Origin of the sequence: Roseivirga ehrenbergii (genome assembly GCF_001593005.1) — a bacterium.
GTDB classification, from domain to species: Bacteria; Bacteroidota; Bacteroidia; order Cytophagales; family Cyclobacteriaceae; genus Roseivirga; species Roseivirga ehrenbergii.
Window position 1 is genome coordinate 151,419 of sequence record NZ_LQZQ01000051.1, and the last position, 16,803, is coordinate 168,221.

Below are 16,803 nucleotides of genomic sequence, written 5' to 3' on the forward strand. Positions count from 1 at the left end.
TCGTTCATAGCTTTACAGCATGAATTATTTTGTTACAGCCATAGGTACCGATAGTGGCAAAACCTTGGTTTCCTCCATTTTAGTAGAGGCCTTGAAAGCCGATTATTGGAAGCCTGTGCAAGCAGGAAAACCATTAGATACAGAAACGGTTAAAGAATTGGTGAGCAATGAGATCACAAGGTTCCATCCTGAAACTCATATATTTAAACTACCAGCTTCACCACATGCTGCTGCAAAATTCGAACATCTAGCCATACAACTAGATGATTTTGTGCTTCCTGAAACTACCAATGATATTGTAATTGAAGGAGCAGGAGGGGTTTTGGTACCCATTAATCAAGAGCATTATGTGATCGATATTGCCCGCGAGTTATCTTCTCCGGTAATTCTAGTGGTGAACCTTTATTTGGGCTGTATTAATCATACTTTACTTACGGTAGATTATTTAAAGCGAAATAAAATTCCAGTGTTAGGGATAGTTTTCAACGGAGATCCTGACTTTGAAAGTGAAAGTATTATTGAAGAAAAATCTGGATACAAGGTGCTGTTAAGACTTCCAAAACTCAGTTTGATCAATAAAGAAATAATAAAATATTGGGCTGACGAGCTAATGCTGAATTGGTATGAGTGATTGGATTAAGAAAGATGCTGAAGCGATTTGGCACCCTTTCACCCCTTTAAGGGGAATGGAAAATCCGCTGATGATCGAGCGGGCAGAAGGAGTAAATTTATATACCAGTGATGGGGCGAAAATCATTGATGCCATTTCATCTTGGTGGGTCAATTTACATGGGCATAGCCATCCACATATTGCCAAAGCCATTGCAGACCAAGCGTCAAAATTAGAACATGTAATTTTTGCAGGTTTTACACACGAACCCGCTATTCGTTTGGCGGAGCGTTTATTAGAAATACTGCCCGAAAATCAATCGAAGGTTTTTTATTCCGATAACGGAAGTACAGCAACAGAAGTAGCTATAAAAATGGCTTTTCAGTATTTCTATAATCAAGGGGTTAGTAAAAAGAAAATTATAGCGATTGATGGTGCATATCATGGCGATACGTTTGGTGCTATGTCGGTAGGGGAAAGAGGCCCGTTTACTGAACCTTTCGATCCATATTTGTTCGATGTCAGTTTTGTTGATTTTCCAGAAGAAGGAAAAGAAGAAAAGGTTTATCAGCAATTTAGAACCTTGGTTGAAAAAGGTGATGTGGCTGCTTTTATTTTCGAACCCATCATTCAAGGGGCATCGGGTATGCGTGTTTACAGCATGGCTTTGCTCGATAAAATGATGGCACTGGCGCAGACATATGATGTGATTTGCATTGCCGATGAAGTAATGACAGGATTTGGCCGAACAGGGAAATTGTTTGCTTCCGATTGTCTCATCAATAAACCAGATGTATTCTGTTTATCGAAAGGCTTATCAGGTGGAGCAATGGCCATGGGAGTAACTACATGCACAGAGAAAATTCAAGCCGCTTATCGTTCAAATGACTTGATGAAAACCTTCTTTCACGGTCATTCATTTACGGCCAACCCAATGACCTGCGCAGCGGCAAATGCCTCCTTAGATTTATTGCTTACCAAAGAAAGTGAAGAGAACAGATTGCGATTAAATGATCGTCATCTTTCATTTCTGAAAATGATAGAAAACCATTCTATGGTACGAAATGCCAGAGTTTTGGGAACAATTCTGGCCTTTGAAATGAATACAGAAAAGGATACCTCTTATTTTAATGAGGCGCGTCATTATCTTTATCCCTACTTCATTAGCAAAGGAGTTTTGCTTCGTCCCTTGGGAAATGTGCTCTATTTGATTCCTCCTTATGTAATTAGTGACGAAGATTTGAACTACGTATATCAAACCGTTTTAGACTTCTTAAATAACCCACCTAAACCAGAGAGTACAAAAGGTTAGAAAACAGCTTATACAACTTAAAAGGAAGGCTTTTAAGTAAAACTGACTGATACATTTAGTTGAGTGCAGAACTAAAATTTTCTATTGTGCCAAAAAGCTAGGTTTTGATACCGAGTATTGATTTTATTTTTAACTTTATGCGATTAAAGTACCCATAGTAATAAACCCAGTTTTTATGAAGTTTATCGTTTCTTCAGCAGAATTGCTAAAGCGCCTTTCCAATATCAATGGAGTAATCACTACTAATCCAGTAGTGCCAATCCTTGAAAACTTTTTATTCGAAATTAAAGATGGGCTTTTGACCATCACGGCTTCTGATCTTCAAACCTCAATGATTACAGAGATTGATGTAGAAGCAAAAGAAAATGGAAGCATTGCGGTTCCTGCTCGTATCTTAATGGATACGCTTAAGAATTTACCAGAGCAGCCTGTAACGTTTACTATCGACAATGAAACTTACAGTGTTGAAATCAACTCTGACAATGGTAGATATAAACTGGCTGGTGAAAACGCTACTGATTTCCCTAAAGTGCCAGAGGTAACTGATGCCTACCAAGTAGACATGTCTACAGAGGTGTTGAGCAGTGCAATCAACAATACAATTTTTGCTACTAGCAACGATGAGTTGCGACCAGCAATGACTGGGGTTTATGTAAAGTTGGCAGAAACTAACACTACTTTTGTAGCGACTGATGGTCACCGTTTGGTACGTTATAGAAGAGTAGATGTAGCTTCTGATACTGGAATGTCGATCATCATTCCTCGTAAAGCCTTGAACTTGCTTAAGTCTACTTTGCCTTCAGAAAATTCGAATGTAGTGGTGGAATACAATGCATCTAATGCCTACTTCCATTTCAATGCAATAAAAATGATTTGCCGTTTGATCGATGAGCGTTTCCCTGATTATGAAAACGTAATTCCTTCTGACAACCCAATCGAAATGAAAATCAACAAAAGCGAGCTTTTAGGTTCGTTGAAAAGGATTTCGATTTATGCCAACAAAACTACACACCAAATTAGATTGAAAATTACAGGTAGCGAACTTACTGTTTCTGCTGAAGATTTAGATTTCTCTAACGAAGCAAAAGAAACTTTGGCTTGCGAGCATGAGGGAGAAGATATCGAAATTGGTTTCAACGCTAAATTCTTGGTAGAAATGTTGAGTAACCTGCATTCTAAAGAAGTTACGCTTCAAATGTCAGCGCCTAATCGTGCTGGGCTTTTGATTCCTGGTGATAAAGATGAAAGCGAAGATATTCTTATGCTGGTAATGCCAGTTATGTTGAATAACTACTAATTCATCATCAGCAAAAATTTAAAGAAAGGAGCTTTAGGCTCCTTTTTTATTTTCAATCCTCTTTTTTTGATAACTTCGTTAATTAAAAACGAAAAGTGCTATCTAAGAAAACCCAATACGCTTTCCATGCCCTTACCTACTTGGCTGAAAACCAAGACAAGGGGCCCGTACTCATTTCTGAAATTTCAGAAGAGAGAAAAATCTCTTTAAAGTTCTTAGAGAATATTCTTTTAGAATTGAAGAAGTCTGGTATTCTGGGGAGTAAGAAGGGAAAGGGTGGAGGCTATTACCTTATTAAACCTCCCGAAGAGATTGGTCTAGCAAAAATTATTCGGTTACTCGATGGTCCTATCGCATTGCTTCCATGTGTTAGTTTAAACTATTATGAACGATGTGAAAACTGCCAAGAAGAGATTTGTGGACTTAATGTAGTGATGAGCGAGGTGCGTGATAATACACTTAAAGTGTTGGAAAATAAGTCGTTAAAGGATGTATTGAGAAAGCATTAAAAAAATTTTACTTATTAGTCTATTAAAATGGTAGGGAATATATACTTTTGTGAACTCAGTGTTTCAACAAAAGAGAAGTACTATGTTTTTAGACTCGGTGGTAAAGAGTAAAATAGAGAGGGAGCAGCAAAGTGATAGCAACCTTAAAAGCATTCTTAAAACAATTAGTTGGCGAATTGTCGGTACGATCGACACCATAATGATTTCTTATTTTATTACAGGTGAAGTAAGTCTGGCCTTGTCAATAGGTTCGGTTGAGGTATTCAGTAAAATAGTTCTCTACTATTTTCACGAACGAGTTTGGTCTTCTGTAAAGCTGAAAAAATAAAGGATGAAGGAGAGGATTGATGAGTTTAACAGCCAATATGCTGGACATGCAATAGAGGAGGTGATCCATTCATTAACTGAACAGTTTCCTGCTCAGGTTAAGTTTTCAAGTGCCTTTGGGCAAGAAGATCAAGTGATTACCGACATCATTTTTAGAGAACAGTTGGCGGTTGAAGTTTTCACTTTGGATACGGGGCGCTTGTTTCCTGAGACCTATGACTTAATGGAAAAGACAAGGGTGCGCTACAAGCAGGAAATAACAACCTACTTCCCAAAGTCAGAAGATGTTGAGTCACTAGTGAGTGAAAAAGGTTTTTTCAGCTTTTACGAATCCATTGAAAATAGGAAGGAATGCTGCTATATACGAAAAGTGGCTCCGTTGAAAAGGGCTTTAAAAAGCGCTAAGGTTTGGATTACAGGTTTAAGAGCCGGTCAGTCCGACAGTCGTCAACATTTGAATTTGTTTGAATGGGATGAAGCCAATCAGGTAATTAAGTACAACCCCATTCTAAATTGGAGTTATGATGCCATGCTTGCTTATCTCGAAGAATACAAGGTGCCTTACAATACGCTTCATAATAAGGGCTTTGTGAGTATTGGTTGCCAACCATGCACTCGGGCAATAAGCCCTGACGAACCTGCAAGGGCTGGCCGATGGTGGTGGGAGAGTTCACAGAAAGAGTGTGGTTTACACGGAGTTACAACTAAGAAATAAAGCTTAATATGAATGTTTTTGACGGGCAATTTCCACGTGAGTTGGAAGATGAGTCCATTTACATAATGAGAGAAGTGGCAGCTCAATTTGAGCGTCCTGTTTTATTGTTTTCTGGCGGAAAAGATTCTATCACCTTAGTGCGATTGGCTGAAAAGGCATTTTATCCCGCTAAAATCCCCTTTCCATTATTGCATGTAGATACTGGTCATAATTTTCCGGAAACCATTGCTTTTCGTGATGCACTGGTGGAGGAGCTTGGGCTTGAGTTGCACGTGCGATACGTACAAGATTCTATAGACAAGCAATTGGCAGTAGAAGAATCGGGTAAATACGCCAGCAGAAACGCACTTCAAACGGTTACTTTGTTGGCTGCTATTGAGGAGTTTAAGTTCGATGCCTGCATTGGTGGGGCAAGGCGTGACGAAGAAAAGGCTAGGGCCAAGGAGCGAGTGTTCTCGGTGAGGGATGACTTTGGTCAGTGGGATTCCAAAAAGCAACGACCTGAGCTTTTCGACATGCTCAATGGAAGAATTAATGTGGGTGAAAACGTTCGAGTATTTCCGATCTCTAACTGGACCGAAATTGATGTTTGGAACTACATCAGAGAAGAAAACCTTGAAATTCCATCCATTTATTATGCGCATCAGCGCGAAGTTTTTCAACGAGATGGTATGATTTGGCCAAACTCACCCTTTATCAATAAAGATGAAAGTGAAAATATAGAGACCCGTACAGTGCGCTTCCGTACTGTAGGCGACATGACCTGTACTGCCGCGGTAGAATCTGATGCAGATCGGATAGAACGGGTGATCGAAGAAATTTTAAGTGCCACTATTTCCGAACGAGGTGCTAGAATTGATGACAAACGTTCGGAAGCCGCCATGGAAAAAAGAAAACAGTATGGATATTTCTAACAAACAAGTTTTACGAATAGCTACAGCGGGAAGTGTAGATGATGGTAAAAGCACATTGATTGGAAGATTGCTCTTCGATACCAAATCGGTTACCTCAGATAAGCTGCTGGCCATTGAAGAAAGTAGTCGAAGAAAGGGGCTTGATTATACTGACCTTTCTTTACTAACAGATGGCTTAGTGGCAGAAAGAGAGCAAGGAATTACCATTGATGTAGCCCATATTTATTTCGCTACCAAAACCAGAAAGTATATCATTGCTGATACTCCTGGGCATATTGAATATACCCGTAACATGGTGACAGGAGCAAGTAACGCTGATGTTTCCTTGATTTTAATAGATGCAAGAAATGGTTTGGTGGAACAGACAAGAAGGCACCTTTATATTGCTCACCTCTTACGTGTACCCAAAGTGCTAGTTTGTGTCAATAAAATGGACTTGGTCGGATATAATCAGAAGCGATTTGAAAGTATTGTGAAAGAAGTAAATGCTTTGGTGGCCAATGCTTCACTAACAGGTTTTGACATTTCTTTTCTACCTATTAGTTCACTTTACGGTGAGAATATAGTTGATGTAAGTAAAGAAATGCCTTGGTATTCGGGCAGTTCACTGATCGAAATACTGGAAGCTACTGAAGTAAAAGCGCAGCAACGCGAACTGCCATCAAGGTTCCAGATTCAGCATGTTATTAGGCCTAAAACAAAGAATTACCACGATTATAGAGGTTATGCGGGCAAAATAGCAAGTGGTGTGTTCAAGGTTGGGGATAAGGTTACCATATTACCTTCAGGGGCCGTGTCAGAGATAAGTGCTATTCAAAAATATACCACAACGCTGAATGAGGCTGTCGCTGGCGAGTCGGTGAGTGTTTTGCTGAAAGATGATGTAGGAGCTAGCCGAGGGGATATGTTGGTGAAGGAAGGCGGCTTAAACTTTGGGAGTGAAGTAATTTCTGAGATTTGCTGGATGGATAGCAACCCGTTGATAGCAGGAAAAACTTATAAGTTGCAACATGGGGTAAGCGAATCAAGAGTAAAGATTTTGGGGCTAAACCATAAGATAAATACAGACAGCTTGTTGGTTGAATCAGGTATTTCTGCCTTTCAGTTGAACGACATTGGTGAAGTGGTTTTGAAATCCTCTAAGCCTGTGTTAGCCGATTCATACGAGCAAAACCGAAACAATGGAGCCTTTATTTTGATTGATGAGTTTACCAACAACACCGTAGGAGTGGGGTTTGTGGCTTAAGAAATCATACTTTCCAAAATTACCCCAACATAATATGCGAGAATAGCTGCTGAGCCGCCTAAGAAAAGCGTTTCGAGCACACCTCGTACTCGGCTGGTAGAGGTTACATAGCTTTTTGCGTAGCCAATGGCACCGAATGCAACGAAGGTGAGAATGGAAGAATAAAGAAATAAATCAGCATCTAGGCCTCTTGTGTAGTCAATTACATACACAATGAGCGGAATAAAGCCCATTAGTAAAAATGAAATAAAAGTGACCAAGCCCATTTGAAAAGGTGACTTGGTCTCTTCCATCATTTCTAACTCCTCTTTCATCATTACATCTACCCAGCGGTCTTTATCTTCAGTGATTTTATCAACCACTTGTTCTAAAAGTTCGCCTTCAAAGCCTTTGGCCTGATAGATTTCCCTGATTTCTTCTCGTTCTTTTTCTGGTAAGTGATCCACCTCCCAGTATTCAATGGCTTTATGTTTATCGTAATTCTGTTTTTCAGATTTGGTAGAAAGGTAGCTGCCAACAGACATGGCAAAACCATCGGCAAAGAGGTTGGCAAAGCCCAAAATGATTACTACAGCGCTGTCGAGGTTGGCGCCAGCAGCCCCTGCTACAACAGCAAATGTGGTTACACTTCCGTCTATTCCTCCATAGATGAATTCGCCAATGTATTCTTGGAATTTTGAGAAGAAAGATGTTTTTCCGTGTAAATGGGCTTCGTGATGTTTCTTGCTCATACTGCTTGAGTAATAGGGTTTAACCTGAATATTTACTCAATATAGCACGATTGCTTTTTTAAACCCTATTGTCTTTGAATCTTAGCGCCTAATGCGTTTAATCTTTGATCAATATGTTGGTAGCCTCTGTCAATTTGCTCAACATTATCAATTACACTGGTGCCTTCGGCAGAAAGCGCTGCAATAAGCAAGGCCTGTCCCGCACGAATATCAGGAGAAGTCATACGAATCCCTTTGAGCTTTTGCTGGCGGTTTAAGCCAATAACAGTAGCTCTGTGCGGATCGCAAAGAATAATTTGTGCTCCCATATCAATCAGCTTATCGACAAAGAACAAGCGGCTTTCAAACATTTTCTGGTGTACTAAAACCGTTCCTTTGGCTTGAGTAGCCATCACCAAAATAATGCTCAAAAGGTCGGGAGTTAATCCTGGCCAAATGGCATCGGCAATGGTCATGATAGAGCCATCAATAAAGGTTTCTATTTCATAATGATCTTGCCCCGGAATAAAAATATCGTCACCTCTAAACTCCATTTGAACTCCCATTTTTCTGAAGGTGTCTGGAATTAAACCAAGCTGATCAATTCGGCAATCTTTAATAGTGATTTCCGATTGTGTCATGGCAGCCATACCAATAAAACTGCCTATTTCAATCATGTCAGGCAGCATCGTATGCTCTGTACCTCCAAGCGAATCAACGCCTTCAATATGTAACAGATTAGATCCTACACCTGTGATTTTTGCACCCATTCTATTCAGCATGGCACATAGCTGCTGCAAGTAAGGCTCGCAGGCCGCATTGTAAATGGTAGTTTTTCCATTGGCCATTGCGGCTGCCATTAGGATGTTGGCCGTACCTGTAACCGAAGCTTCCTCCAAAAGCATATAAGCGCCTTTCAGTTGCGAAGCATCAATGTGGTACATACCCGTTTCGGCCTCGTAAAGAAAGCGTGCACCTAATTTTTGAAAACCAATAAAGTGGGTATCGAGTCTTCTGCGACCAATTTTATCACCTCCTGGTTTCGAAATTTTTGCTTTTCCAAAACGCGCCAACAGAGGCCCTAAAATCATTACCGAACCACGGAGCGATGATGCTTTGGTTCTGAACTCTTCAGTTTCTAAGTAATCGATGTTTACATTTTTTGCACAAAAGCGGTAACTCTCTCCCCCTAAGAATTGCACTTCTACACCCATGGCGCCAAGCAATTCGATCAGTTTATTTACATCACGAATATCAGGGACTTTGTGAAGTGTAACGGGTTCTGGAGTGATTAAAACAGCACACAAGATTTGTAATGCTTCGTTTTTGGCACCCTGTGGAGTGATTTCTCCACTCAATTTGGTACCGCCTTCAATTACAAAAGATGCCATTAATTATGCACGTCTACGTTTTGTATAATTCTTTTTTCTGTTTTGGTTAGACGAACCAGAGGATGGTCTTCTTTCTCTAACACTGGTATTGAATAAACCTTCTTCTTTGATTTTTTCAATATTTACTTTCAATTGCCCCTTCGACATTCTGTGAATATGCTGAGCAATTACTTCGTCTTCAATATTGTCTTTGTTCCAGTTAGAGAAGAAGCTTTTCATTAAGCGGCCAATGTGAATTATCGCATTTTCACGAGATTCTTCATCTTCCATTTCTACTGCCAACTTCACCATTGTTTCTAAGTTTCTACCATAATGGCGGAACTTGATTTCATCGGTTTTGTACTCCATACGCTGAGGCTTTTTACCAATTGATTCTTTCTCAGGCATTGGGAAAGGAGATTCAACGTCTAAATCAAAACGTGACATGATGTATAAATCATCCCATACTTTTTGATCGTATTCGGCATTTTCGCGAAGCAAATTAGGGTTAATCTGACGCATAAGGTCAGTGAGCGTTTGCGCATATTGATTGCGCTTTTCTTTGTCTTCTACGGTTTTGATATATTCAACCAGTTTCTGTACGTTTCTGCCGTACTCCTTCTGGATTACATCTTCTCTTTGGGTATTATATTCTAAACTCATGTTTTCAGTTTTCACTACGAAATTAACAATTATTCTGGAAGAAGAAGGTCTATTTAATGCTAGATGTGAATCGGTTTGAGTGCCGTTTTATAAACTTGATCCTTCTTTCGGACTAATATATTCTCAACGTATATGGCGTTGGCTTGTTATGGCTGTAAGTTAATTCTTTTTTATTCTACAATCCTAAGCTTCGCGAAGCTCAATAACAGGGTTTTTTCACCGAAGTTCTCAAATATTACCCTAGCTTTTTTGTTCGAACCTTCGATATCCATTTTATGTACTTTTCCGAAACCGAATTTAGGATGCTCCACTTTCATTCCTTCTTTCAGGTTTGAAATATCACTTGGGGTGAAATTATCTGAAGGTTTATGGTAGGCCAAAGGCTTTTTAGGGGCGGTATTTCTATTTGCAATTAGGTTTCGGGCGTAGTTTGAACCCACCTGTGGCACATTTCTGTTAGGGTTAGGGCTAAAACTTGAAGGCTTTTGTTCGCGACTTCCGTATTTGGTATTAACCTTGATGTAACTCGGGTCTACTTCCTCAATAAATCGGCTGGGCTCACAGTTCAGCAAACGACCATAACGATAGCGCGATAGCGCATAGGAGAAATAGAGGTTTTCCTTTGCTCGAGTAATGGCCACATAGAATAGACGCCTTTCTTCTTCTAAATCGGCTCTGCTACTCATCATCATTTGGGAAGGAAAAAGGTCTTCCTCCATGCCCACAATGAACACATTCTTAAACTCGAGCCCCTTGGCGGAGTGTATGGTCATTAGAGTTACTACATCGGTCTCTTGATTTTCCTTGTCATTGTCGGTTAACAAGGCGATGTCTTGCATGAAGTTATTCAGCGATTTATCCTCAACTTCTGGCGTATCTACAAACTCTTTGATGGCATTCAGTAATTCCTGAACGTTTTCATAACGGTTCAAGCCCTCTATGGTTTTGTCTTCATAAAGTTCTTTTAACAGGCCAGAATTTTTGGCAATATGACTGGCTGTTTCAAAGGCATCCTTTGTTTCAACATAAATCATAAAACTCTTAATGAGCGTTACAAAGTCGTTGATGGCATTGGCGGCTCGACCGGGTAGAAAGGAATTTATATTGGTGAGTACTTCCCAAAGTGGAATATCATGCTCGAAAGCCGCTACAACAATCTTTTCTACAGAAGTTGGGCCAATACCTCGTTTCGGCAAGTTGATGATTCTTCGGAAAGATTGTTCATCGTTTGGGTTGATGGCAAACCTTAAATAGCCCATCAAATCCTTAATTTCCTTTCTTTGATAGAACGAGAGCCCACCATAAATGCGATAGGCAATGCCTGATTTTCTTAGTGCTTCTTCAATGGAACGCGACTGGCTATTAGTTCGGTACAGAATAGCGAAATCCTCGTTTTTGTAGTTTCGGTTAGCTTTTTGTTCGAAAATCTCTGAGGCTACAAATCGTCCTTCCTCATTGTCTGAAACTGATTTGATTAATTCAATTTGGTTGCCATCGTTATTAGCCGTCCAGACGGTCTTTTTCAGTTGGCTTTTATTTCTTCCAATTACTGAATTTGCCGCGTTTACAATGTTCTGAGTAGAACGGTAATTTTGTTCTAGTTTAATCACCTTCAGGTCTGGAAAATCTTTCTCGAAATTCAGAATATTTTCGATGTCTGCTCCGCGAAAAGCATAGATGCTTTGTGCATCGTCTCCCACCACAGCAATATTTCTATTTACCGCAGAAAGCTTTTTTGTAATCAAATATTGAGAAACGTTCGTGTCTTGAAACTCATCTACCAGTACATACTGAAATCTATGTTGGTATTTGTTCAATACGTCTAGATGATCTCGAAATAATACGTTAGTGTTAAAAAGCAGGTCGTCAAAGTCCATAGCATCTGCTTTTTTACAGCGCAAACTATAGGCTTTGTACAGTCGACCCATTTCTGGTTTCATGGCCGAATCATCATCGGCTTTGTAAATGGGGTTTGTGGTGTATTCCTGCCAAGAGATTAACCTGTTTTTGGCACTAGAAATTCTACTGAGTACCGTGTTGGGCTTATAAACTTTATCGTCTAACCCGTATTCTTTAACAATATTTTTAATGAGCGATTTAGAATCGTCTGTATCGTAAATGGTGAAATTACTTGGGTAGCCTAACTTACCAGCTTCTGCCCTAAGAATTCTGGCAAATACCGAGTGAAAAGTGCCCATCCATAGATTTCTGGCATTAGAACCCACAACGCTCTCAATCCTTTCACGCATTTCTTTTGCGGCCTTATTGGTAAAAGTGAGGGAAAGGATATTGAAAGGATCAACTCCTTTATCCTGCATCAGGTAAGCGATACGGTAAGTAAGCACCCTAGTTTTTCCGGAACCCGCACCAGCAATAATCATGGTAGGGCCTTCCGTATTCACTACTCCTTCGTATTGGGGTTCATTAAGGGAAGAGAGGTAATCCATTCTGCACAGTTTTCAACCTGCAATTTAAGCTTTGATTCTAGTTTTTCGACACTAAACCGTAGAAGTATTCCTCGTAATTCAGAATTGTACTCTCCATACTGAAAGTCTCGAAGGCGGTGGTTAACCCATTTTCGATAAACTTATCTCTGGTGGGTTGATCGGAGAGAAGCTGCTTTATTTTAGAGGATAGTTCAGTAATGTTTCCGTTTTCGAAGAGAAAACCGTTGTAATCGTTTTGAACTACATCGGCTATACCTCCAAAGTTGGTGGCGATTACGGGGCATTTCATGGCCATGGCTTCAATCAACACCAAACCGAAGCCGTCCATGGTGGAAGCAAGAATATTGATGTCGAACAAACGGTAAAGGTTGAGTACTTCTTTTCCAGAAACATCGCCCAAGCAAATCACTTCATTCTTTAGGCCAAACTGCTCGATATAAGGCTGTAGTTGACTTTGTTCAATTCCTGCAAAAACGAGTTTAATACTTGGGTCGTTGAGTTGGGCAACGGCTTCAATAATTTGAGGCTGCTCTTTAAAGCGAGAAACACAACCGATTACTTTTTCTGTTGCTTTGATCTTAAGCTGTTGTCTGAATTTCTCTACGGTTTCCTCATTCCATTGCGTTAGTCGCTCTGCGGGAATGCCGTTATGAATTACTTTTAAATGATTTTTGGGATAGCCCTTTTCTGCGAAAATGGTTTTCAAGCCTTCGCTAATTACCACAATTCCAGCAGTGTTTTTTACGTAAAACCATTTCTGTAACCAACCGCCAGCGCTCAATGGATTTTGTCTTCGGGTATGAACAATTTCTACCTTAAGCTTATACCAGAGTTTGGCAAAAATGGCCGTGTAGCGGTCGTAGCTCGATTGGGCGTTAATCACTTGAATGCGATGTTTTTTTACTGTATCCCGAATCTGCCGCCAGTTTTCAATGTCGAACTTTCCTTTGAATGTCATTGGGATTCGCTGCACTTTACTGCCTTCCAGCAAATCCCAAATGAGCATGTCTTGCCTGCAGCCCACAAAAACCTCGTGCCCCTTTTCGGCCAGCCCTTTTGCTAAATAGGCAATGGAATTGGTAGAACCTGCCAAACCACCTTGGTAGGTAATAAAAAGAAGCCTGAGTTTGTCTTTCGGCATGTTTTAAATAAGTGCTTTGCGGATTAACCTTTCCAGTTGGCCGGATCTTGTCTCCACTTTTCTAAAGAAGCCAAGTCGTCTTGGTTTACATAACCAAGTTCTTTCGCCTTTTCAAGCATTACTGAATAGTTACTCAAGCAGTGAAGCTTGATGCCCGCTTTTGAAAAATTTTCGTCAGCTAAAGGGAAACCATAAGTGAAAATGGCCACCATTCCAAGTACTTCATAGCCAGCAGCTTTTAGTGCTTCTGCCGCTTTTAAGGAACTTCCTCCGGTAGAAACAAGATCTTCTACAATCACTACTTTTTGGCCCGGTGCGACTTTACCTTCAATAAGATTTTCCATGCCATGTCCTTTTGGGGAAGAACGAACATAAATGAAGGGAAGGTCCAGTTCGTCTGCAAGTAAAGCGCCTTGAGGAATACCAGCAGTAGCTACACCTGCAATAGATTGCGCTTCTGGGTAGAGTGATTTACATGCTTCGGCTAGTGCCTTTTTAATGTAAGTTCTTGTGGCAGGAAAAGAAAGCGACATGCGGTTATCGCAGTAAATTGGAGATTTCCATCCTGAGCTCCAGGTAAACGGTTGAGACTTATTAAGTTGAATTGCTTTTATTTCTAATAAGTCGGAAGCAACTCTTAGTGCTGTATCTTTAGGGGTGCCTGATTTTTCCATGGCACGAATTTAAGGGATTTTTTTTCTGAAATTTATAAACCCAACAGAGGTATTGTTCTTAAAAAATATTTCATATTAGCAAAAATTAGTGCTCACAATAGATGAGAATATACATCAAAGATAAGCCCCTTCGAATCAAACGCCCGGAGGAAGTTAAGGATCATTCGAAATTCGACCTTGTAATCAATGTGGATGATATTATTCTGAATGAGAAAGCATTTAGGGGTAATATGTTGATCACCAACGCTTCTCAGGGAATGATAAAATCGTTACTTTTTATTTTGCACCATAGCAAATTAAAGGGCTTTAAGTCTGTAACCCTTATTACTCCAGAATACGAAGAAACCGTCAATTTAATCAAAGCGAAGTTTAAGATCATTAAAGCGGCTGGTGGGGTAGTAGAGAAGGACAATAAAGTGCTAATGATTCACCGGCTCGGCATGTGGGATTTCCCAAAAGGTAAAATCGAAGGGAAGGAAAGCGTTCAAGAGGGTGCGAAGAGAGAAGTAGAGGAAGAGTGTAACGTTAAGGTGCAGGTGAAGGAACAGATATGTGTTACTTGGCATACGTATGTGCGTGGTGGAAAGGATATTCTAAAGAAAACCAGTTGGTTTTTGATGGATAACCTTGACGACTCTAAAATGAAACCTCAAGTGGATGAAGATATTGATGAAGTGAAATGGATGAACTCTAACGAGGTAAACGTGGCACTTTACCACACTTATCGTTCAATTCAACACGTTTATAAAAAGTATAAGAAAAAGAGAAAGAAGAAAGTCGTTTAAAGCTCGTAAGGCAGGAACTCTTGAACATCGCCTCCATAACGATGCACTTCTCTGATAATGGTAGAACTGACCGATGATAGCTCGGGTGAAGTAATTAAAAATACCGTTTCGAGTTCATCGTTTAGATGCCTATTTACCTGAGAAATACTGTTTTCGTACTCAAAATCTGTTGTATTTCGTAACCCTCTTATTAGGTATTTAGCGCCCATTTTATTTGCGAGGGTGGCTGTAAGCTCATTATAAACAACTACTTTTACCCTTGGAACATTGACAAACGTGGTTTCAATTTTTTTCACCATAAAATCAATATCGAAATATCGATTTTGCTTGGCGGTATTGTAGCCAATCGCAATAACCACTTCGTCAAACAGCCCTAAAGACCTCATTACAATATCATGATGTCCTTTTGTGAAAGGATCGAATGAACCTGGGAAAATAGCGATGCGCTTCATAGCAGCGGGTATTGGTTATGAATTGGTGTCTGAGAAGCTTCCGAAAATTTCTATGTGTTCGTAAAGCTCAATTTCATCAAACTGATGACTCATTTTAAATTGAGTAGATCTTTTACCCAAGCTAAGGTTTTTAAAGTATTTTTTCAGCAGCGGTTCTAAGCTTTTTATTCTGTCTTTAACACCCCATAGCGTTATTGGGGTGTCCTGGCCTTCTTGACTAAATTGCTGAATTGACATCAAAATTAATTTAGGCATCTGCTTTAGGTCGCCAATTTTGAATTGGTTATAAATCATCAACTTTTGCCCATTAAAACCAGCAAGCATTAAGTTGTCCGAATTACAATTGAGGTATAAGGCTGGTTTAGCAACTTTAAGCAATTGCTTTTCTATACTCTTTAAAAAGGTAGAACCTTCATGAAAAACATGGATACTGGCCTTTTTATATTTAGAGAAGAACCAGTCTTGAATGGCAGCAGGGTAACCAAAAACATATGTAGCGGCCAATGACTTGTGTTGCTGTATAGCGTAATTGTCTAAATCAGGATTGCTATCGGTATTCAGGCGTATGTAATTGTATGCTGAATCTTCATCGAATAGGAAGCTAGGTACCAAACAGAACTGATTATTCCTGATATGAATATGTATAGTAGGCCAAAAACCAGCAGGTACTAACTCATGCTGATCGTGTAGCTTATCGAGAAATTCAATCGGGGAAGATGAAATAAGGTGATTTTCGAAAAGCAGAAGCTTCTGCTTTTGTTCATCAAATACTATGATTTGACAGTCGTGCTCACCAATAAAAAACGAAAGACGACATTGATCAATATGATCAATGTCCATTCTTTCGTCTTTAATTTTTATGAGTTCTTGGTTTTTAAAAGTACTCACTATAATGATTTACTACCAGTTACCTGAAGTGGTGATTTCAGTTCTAGAACCGAAACGTAAAGGTCTTCTGTTTTTAATTTCGTGATCCTCTGTTCTTGTTCTGTCGAAAGGATAAGTGTCAACTACCTCAATGTAATCTACATTAACACCTGAACGAACGGAATCTTTGGCGTAAAGCGAAAAGAACTTGTCTGGTGCATGTGGTAACCTTGGTAGGTTCATTGGGTTGAAGTTTGGCATTTTAAACAATGAATCTTTCACTGTTCTAAAACCTAATGTGTCATAAGTAAAGGTAGAAATTTCTTCTCCATAGGCTTGAGGGGTAATGGTTTCAGTTCTTTGAATCAACCAGATTTTTCCACTATCTACATAAGAAATTAATTTCTCCCAAGTATCGGCATAGTCACCGTAAGTCACTTGATAAGCAATTTGTGCATCACGAATGAGTTCAAGTTTGGCTTTCACCGAATTTTCTACTCTTTCAATCTCTTTTGCTTTCTGAATGGTTGAGTTAATACTGTCATAAAGGAAGTAGCCAAATGCGATGGCTCCAATGAATATGACTACAGTAAGGATTTTAGTTAGGCTCATTTTTTAAGGTTGATCTTTTTGCGAAAATAACTATTTTATTAGGTAACTGAAATAAATCGAACTGCTATTTTATGCAATTCTAACGAAATTTGAAATAGCCAGTCTGATTTAAAAGGCTTTCGAAACTAGTAATATTTTGAATAAGATGGTGC

Annotated in this window: 18 protein-coding genes; 9 read left to right on the forward strand and 9 right to left on the reverse strand. The window is 39.6% G+C overall.

All coding sequences use genetic code 11. The features are described from left to right. Positions 1–19: 19 nt before the first annotated feature. From bioD to MB14_RS18015, 8 genes are all read left to right on the forward strand, one after another. Entirely contained in the window at positions 20–631 is a 612-nt protein-coding gene (gene bioD / locus MB14_RS17980) for a dethiobiotin synthase (protein WP_062594081.1), read from the forward strand. Continuing rightward, positions 624–1,922, forward strand: coding sequence for an adenosylmethionine--8-amino-7-oxononanoate transaminase (gene bioA / locus MB14_RS17985; protein WP_062594083.1), 1,299 nt, complete (start codon positions 624–626; stop codon positions 1,920–1,922). Before bioD ends, bioA begins: the two co-directional genes overlap by 8 nt. Before the next feature lie 175 nt (positions 1,923–2,097). Further along, positions 2,098–3,219: a DNA polymerase III subunit beta gene (gene dnaN / locus MB14_RS17990; RefSeq protein ID WP_062594085.1), complete on the forward strand. Its 1,122-nt coding sequence runs from the start codon at positions 2,098–2,100 to the stop codon at positions 3,217–3,219. A 95-nt stretch (positions 3,220–3,314) separates the two neighbouring features. Continuing rightward, on the forward strand, positions 3,315–3,728 hold the full coding sequence (locus MB14_RS17995) for an RrF2 family transcriptional regulator (protein WP_062594087.1): 414 nt from the start codon (positions 3,315–3,317) through the stop codon (positions 3,726–3,728). A gap of 82 nt (positions 3,729–3,810) precedes the next feature. After that, positions 3,811–4,056 carry a DUF2061 domain-containing protein gene (locus MB14_RS18000; protein WP_062594089.1) on the forward strand — a complete coding sequence of 82 codons (246 nt, stop codon included), beginning with the start codon at positions 3,811–3,813 and terminating at the stop codon, positions 4,054–4,056. Positions 4,057–4,059: 3 nt separating this feature from the next. Beyond that, positions 4,060–4,770: a phosphoadenylyl-sulfate reductase gene (locus MB14_RS18005; RefSeq protein WP_062594091.1), complete on the forward strand. Its 711-nt coding sequence runs from the start codon at positions 4,060–4,062 to the stop codon at positions 4,768–4,770. An 8-nt stretch (positions 4,771–4,778) separates the two neighbouring features. After that, positions 4,779–5,684 carry a sulfate adenylyltransferase subunit CysD gene (gene cysD, locus MB14_RS18010; protein WP_062594093.1) on the forward strand — a complete coding sequence of 302 codons (906 nt, stop codon included), beginning with the start codon at positions 4,779–4,781 and terminating at the stop codon, positions 5,682–5,684. Further along, complete coding sequence (locus tag MB14_RS18015) at positions 5,671–6,930, forward strand: sulfate adenylyltransferase subunit 1 (protein WP_062594095.1); 1,260 nt, start codon at positions 5,671–5,673, stop codon at positions 6,928–6,930. Before cysD ends, MB14_RS18015 begins: the two co-directional genes overlap by 14 nt. On the opposite strand, the gene MB14_RS18020 is transcribed toward MB14_RS18015, so the two are convergent. The 6 genes from MB14_RS18020 to pyrE form a co-directional block, all read right to left on the reverse strand. Then, a complete protein-coding gene (locus MB14_RS18020) occupies positions 6,927–7,661 on the reverse strand; it encodes a VIT1/CCC1 transporter family protein (RefSeq protein WP_062594097.1) in 735 nt (244 codons plus the stop codon). The two genes, MB14_RS18015 and MB14_RS18020, sit on opposite strands and share 4 nt — an antisense overlap. A gap of 65 nt (positions 7,662–7,726) precedes the next feature. Further along, positions 7,727–9,031 (reverse strand): UDP-N-acetylglucosamine 1-carboxyvinyltransferase, encoded by a 1,305-nt coding sequence (gene murA, locus MB14_RS18025; protein WP_062594099.1) that lies wholly within the window; start codon positions 9,029–9,031, stop codon positions 7,727–7,729. Positions 9,032–9,034: 3 nt separating this feature from the next. Next, the gene (locus tag MB14_RS18030; RefSeq protein ID WP_071387043.1) at positions 9,035–9,673 is read right to left on the reverse strand and encodes a DUF4290 domain-containing protein; all 639 of its coding nucleotides are present in this window, start codon (positions 9,671–9,673) and stop codon (positions 9,035–9,037) included. 170 nt (positions 9,674–9,843) lie between these two features. Beyond that, positions 9,844–12,120, reverse strand: coding sequence for an ATP-dependent helicase (locus tag MB14_RS18035; RefSeq protein WP_062594101.1), 2,277 nt, complete (start codon positions 12,118–12,120; stop codon positions 9,844–9,846). A 37-nt stretch (positions 12,121–12,157) separates the two neighbouring features. After that, positions 12,158–13,261 (reverse strand): glycosyltransferase family 4 protein, encoded by a 1,104-nt coding sequence (locus MB14_RS18040; RefSeq protein ID WP_062594103.1) that lies wholly within the window; start codon positions 13,259–13,261, stop codon positions 12,158–12,160. Positions 13,262–13,284: 23 nt separating this feature from the next. Then, complete coding sequence (pyrE, locus tag MB14_RS18045; RefSeq protein WP_062594104.1) at positions 13,285–13,935, reverse strand: orotate phosphoribosyltransferase; 651 nt, start codon at positions 13,933–13,935, stop codon at positions 13,285–13,287. Positions 13,936–14,036: 101 nt separating this feature from the next. Between pyrE and MB14_RS18050 the strand changes: the two genes are divergently transcribed. Beyond that, on the forward strand, positions 14,037–14,720 hold the full coding sequence (locus MB14_RS18050) for an NUDIX hydrolase (RefSeq protein ID WP_062594106.1): 684 nt from the start codon (positions 14,037–14,039) through the stop codon (positions 14,718–14,720). Here the strand turns inward: MB14_RS18050 and coaD are convergent. From coaD to MB14_RS18065, 3 genes are read right to left on the reverse strand one after another with little or no spacing between them, the layout of a single operon-like run. After that, positions 14,717–15,172, reverse strand: coding sequence for a pantetheine-phosphate adenylyltransferase (coaD, locus tag MB14_RS18055; protein ID WP_053224734.1), 456 nt, complete (start codon positions 15,170–15,172; stop codon positions 14,717–14,719). The genes MB14_RS18050 and coaD overlap by 4 nt on opposite strands. A 15-nt stretch (positions 15,173–15,187) precedes the next feature. Further along, a complete protein-coding gene (locus tag MB14_RS18060; RefSeq protein ID WP_062594108.1) occupies positions 15,188–16,060 on the reverse strand; it encodes a DUF3822 family protein in 873 nt (290 codons plus the stop codon). Between the two features lie 12 nt (positions 16,061–16,072). Then, positions 16,073–16,651 (reverse strand): hypothetical protein, encoded by a 579-nt coding sequence (locus tag MB14_RS18065; protein WP_062594110.1) that lies wholly within the window; start codon positions 16,649–16,651, stop codon positions 16,073–16,075. Positions 16,652–16,803 lie beyond the last annotated feature (152 nt).

Excerpts from the sequence above, each read along its gene's own strand:
- MB14_RS18005 (WP_062594091.1), top strand. The coding sequence starts at position 4,060 with ATGAAGGAGAGGATTGATGAGTTTAACAGCCAATATGCTGGACATGCA.
- MB14_RS18000 (WP_062594089.1), top strand. The coding sequence starts at position 3,811 with ATGTTTTTAGACTCGGTGGTAAAGAGTAAAATAGAGAGGGAGCAGCAA.
- MB14_RS18015 (WP_062594095.1), top strand. The coding sequence starts at position 5,671 with ATGGATATTTCTAACAAACAAGTTTTACGAATAGCTACAGCGGGAAGT.
- MB14_RS18030 (WP_071387043.1), bottom strand. The coding sequence starts at position 9,673 with ATGAGTTTAGAATATAATACCCAAAGAGAAGATGTAATCCAGAAGGAG.
- cysD (WP_062594093.1), top strand. The coding sequence starts at position 4,779 with ATGAATGTTTTTGACGGGCAATTTCCACGTGAGTTGGAAGATGAGTCC.
- MB14_RS18050 (WP_062594106.1), top strand. The coding sequence starts at position 14,037 with ATGAGAATATACATCAAAGATAAGCCCCTTCGAATCAAACGCCCGGAG.
- murA (WP_062594099.1), bottom strand. The coding sequence starts at position 9,031 with ATGGCATCTTTTGTAATTGAAGGCGGTACCAAATTGAGTGGAGAAATC.
- MB14_RS18035 (WP_062594101.1), bottom strand. The coding sequence starts at position 12,120 with ATGGATTACCTCTCTTCCCTTAATGAACCCCAATACGAAGGAGTAGTG.
- MB14_RS18040 (WP_062594103.1), bottom strand. The coding sequence starts at position 13,261 with ATGCCGAAAGACAAACTCAGGCTTCTTTTTATTACCTACCAAGGTGGT.
- bioA (WP_062594083.1), top strand. The coding sequence starts at position 624 with ATGAGTGATTGGATTAAGAAAGATGCTGAAGCGATTTGGCACCCTTTC.
- dnaN (WP_062594085.1), top strand. The coding sequence starts at position 2,098 with ATGAAGTTTATCGTTTCTTCAGCAGAATTGCTAAAGCGCCTTTCCAAT.
- bioD (WP_062594081.1), top strand. The coding sequence starts at position 20 with ATGAATTATTTTGTTACAGCCATAGGTACCGATAGTGGCAAAACCTTG.
- MB14_RS18020 (WP_062594097.1), bottom strand. The coding sequence starts at position 7,661 with ATGAGCAAGAAACATCACGAAGCCCATTTACACGGAAAAACATCTTTC.
- pyrE (WP_062594104.1), bottom strand. The coding sequence starts at position 13,935 with ATGGAAAAATCAGGCACCCCTAAAGATACAGCACTAAGAGTTGCTTCC.
- MB14_RS18065 (WP_062594110.1), bottom strand. The coding sequence starts at position 16,651 with ATGAGCCTAACTAAAATCCTTACTGTAGTCATATTCATTGGAGCCATC.
- coaD (WP_053224734.1), bottom strand. The coding sequence starts at position 15,172 with ATGAAGCGCATCGCTATTTTCCCAGGTTCATTCGATCCTTTCACAAAA.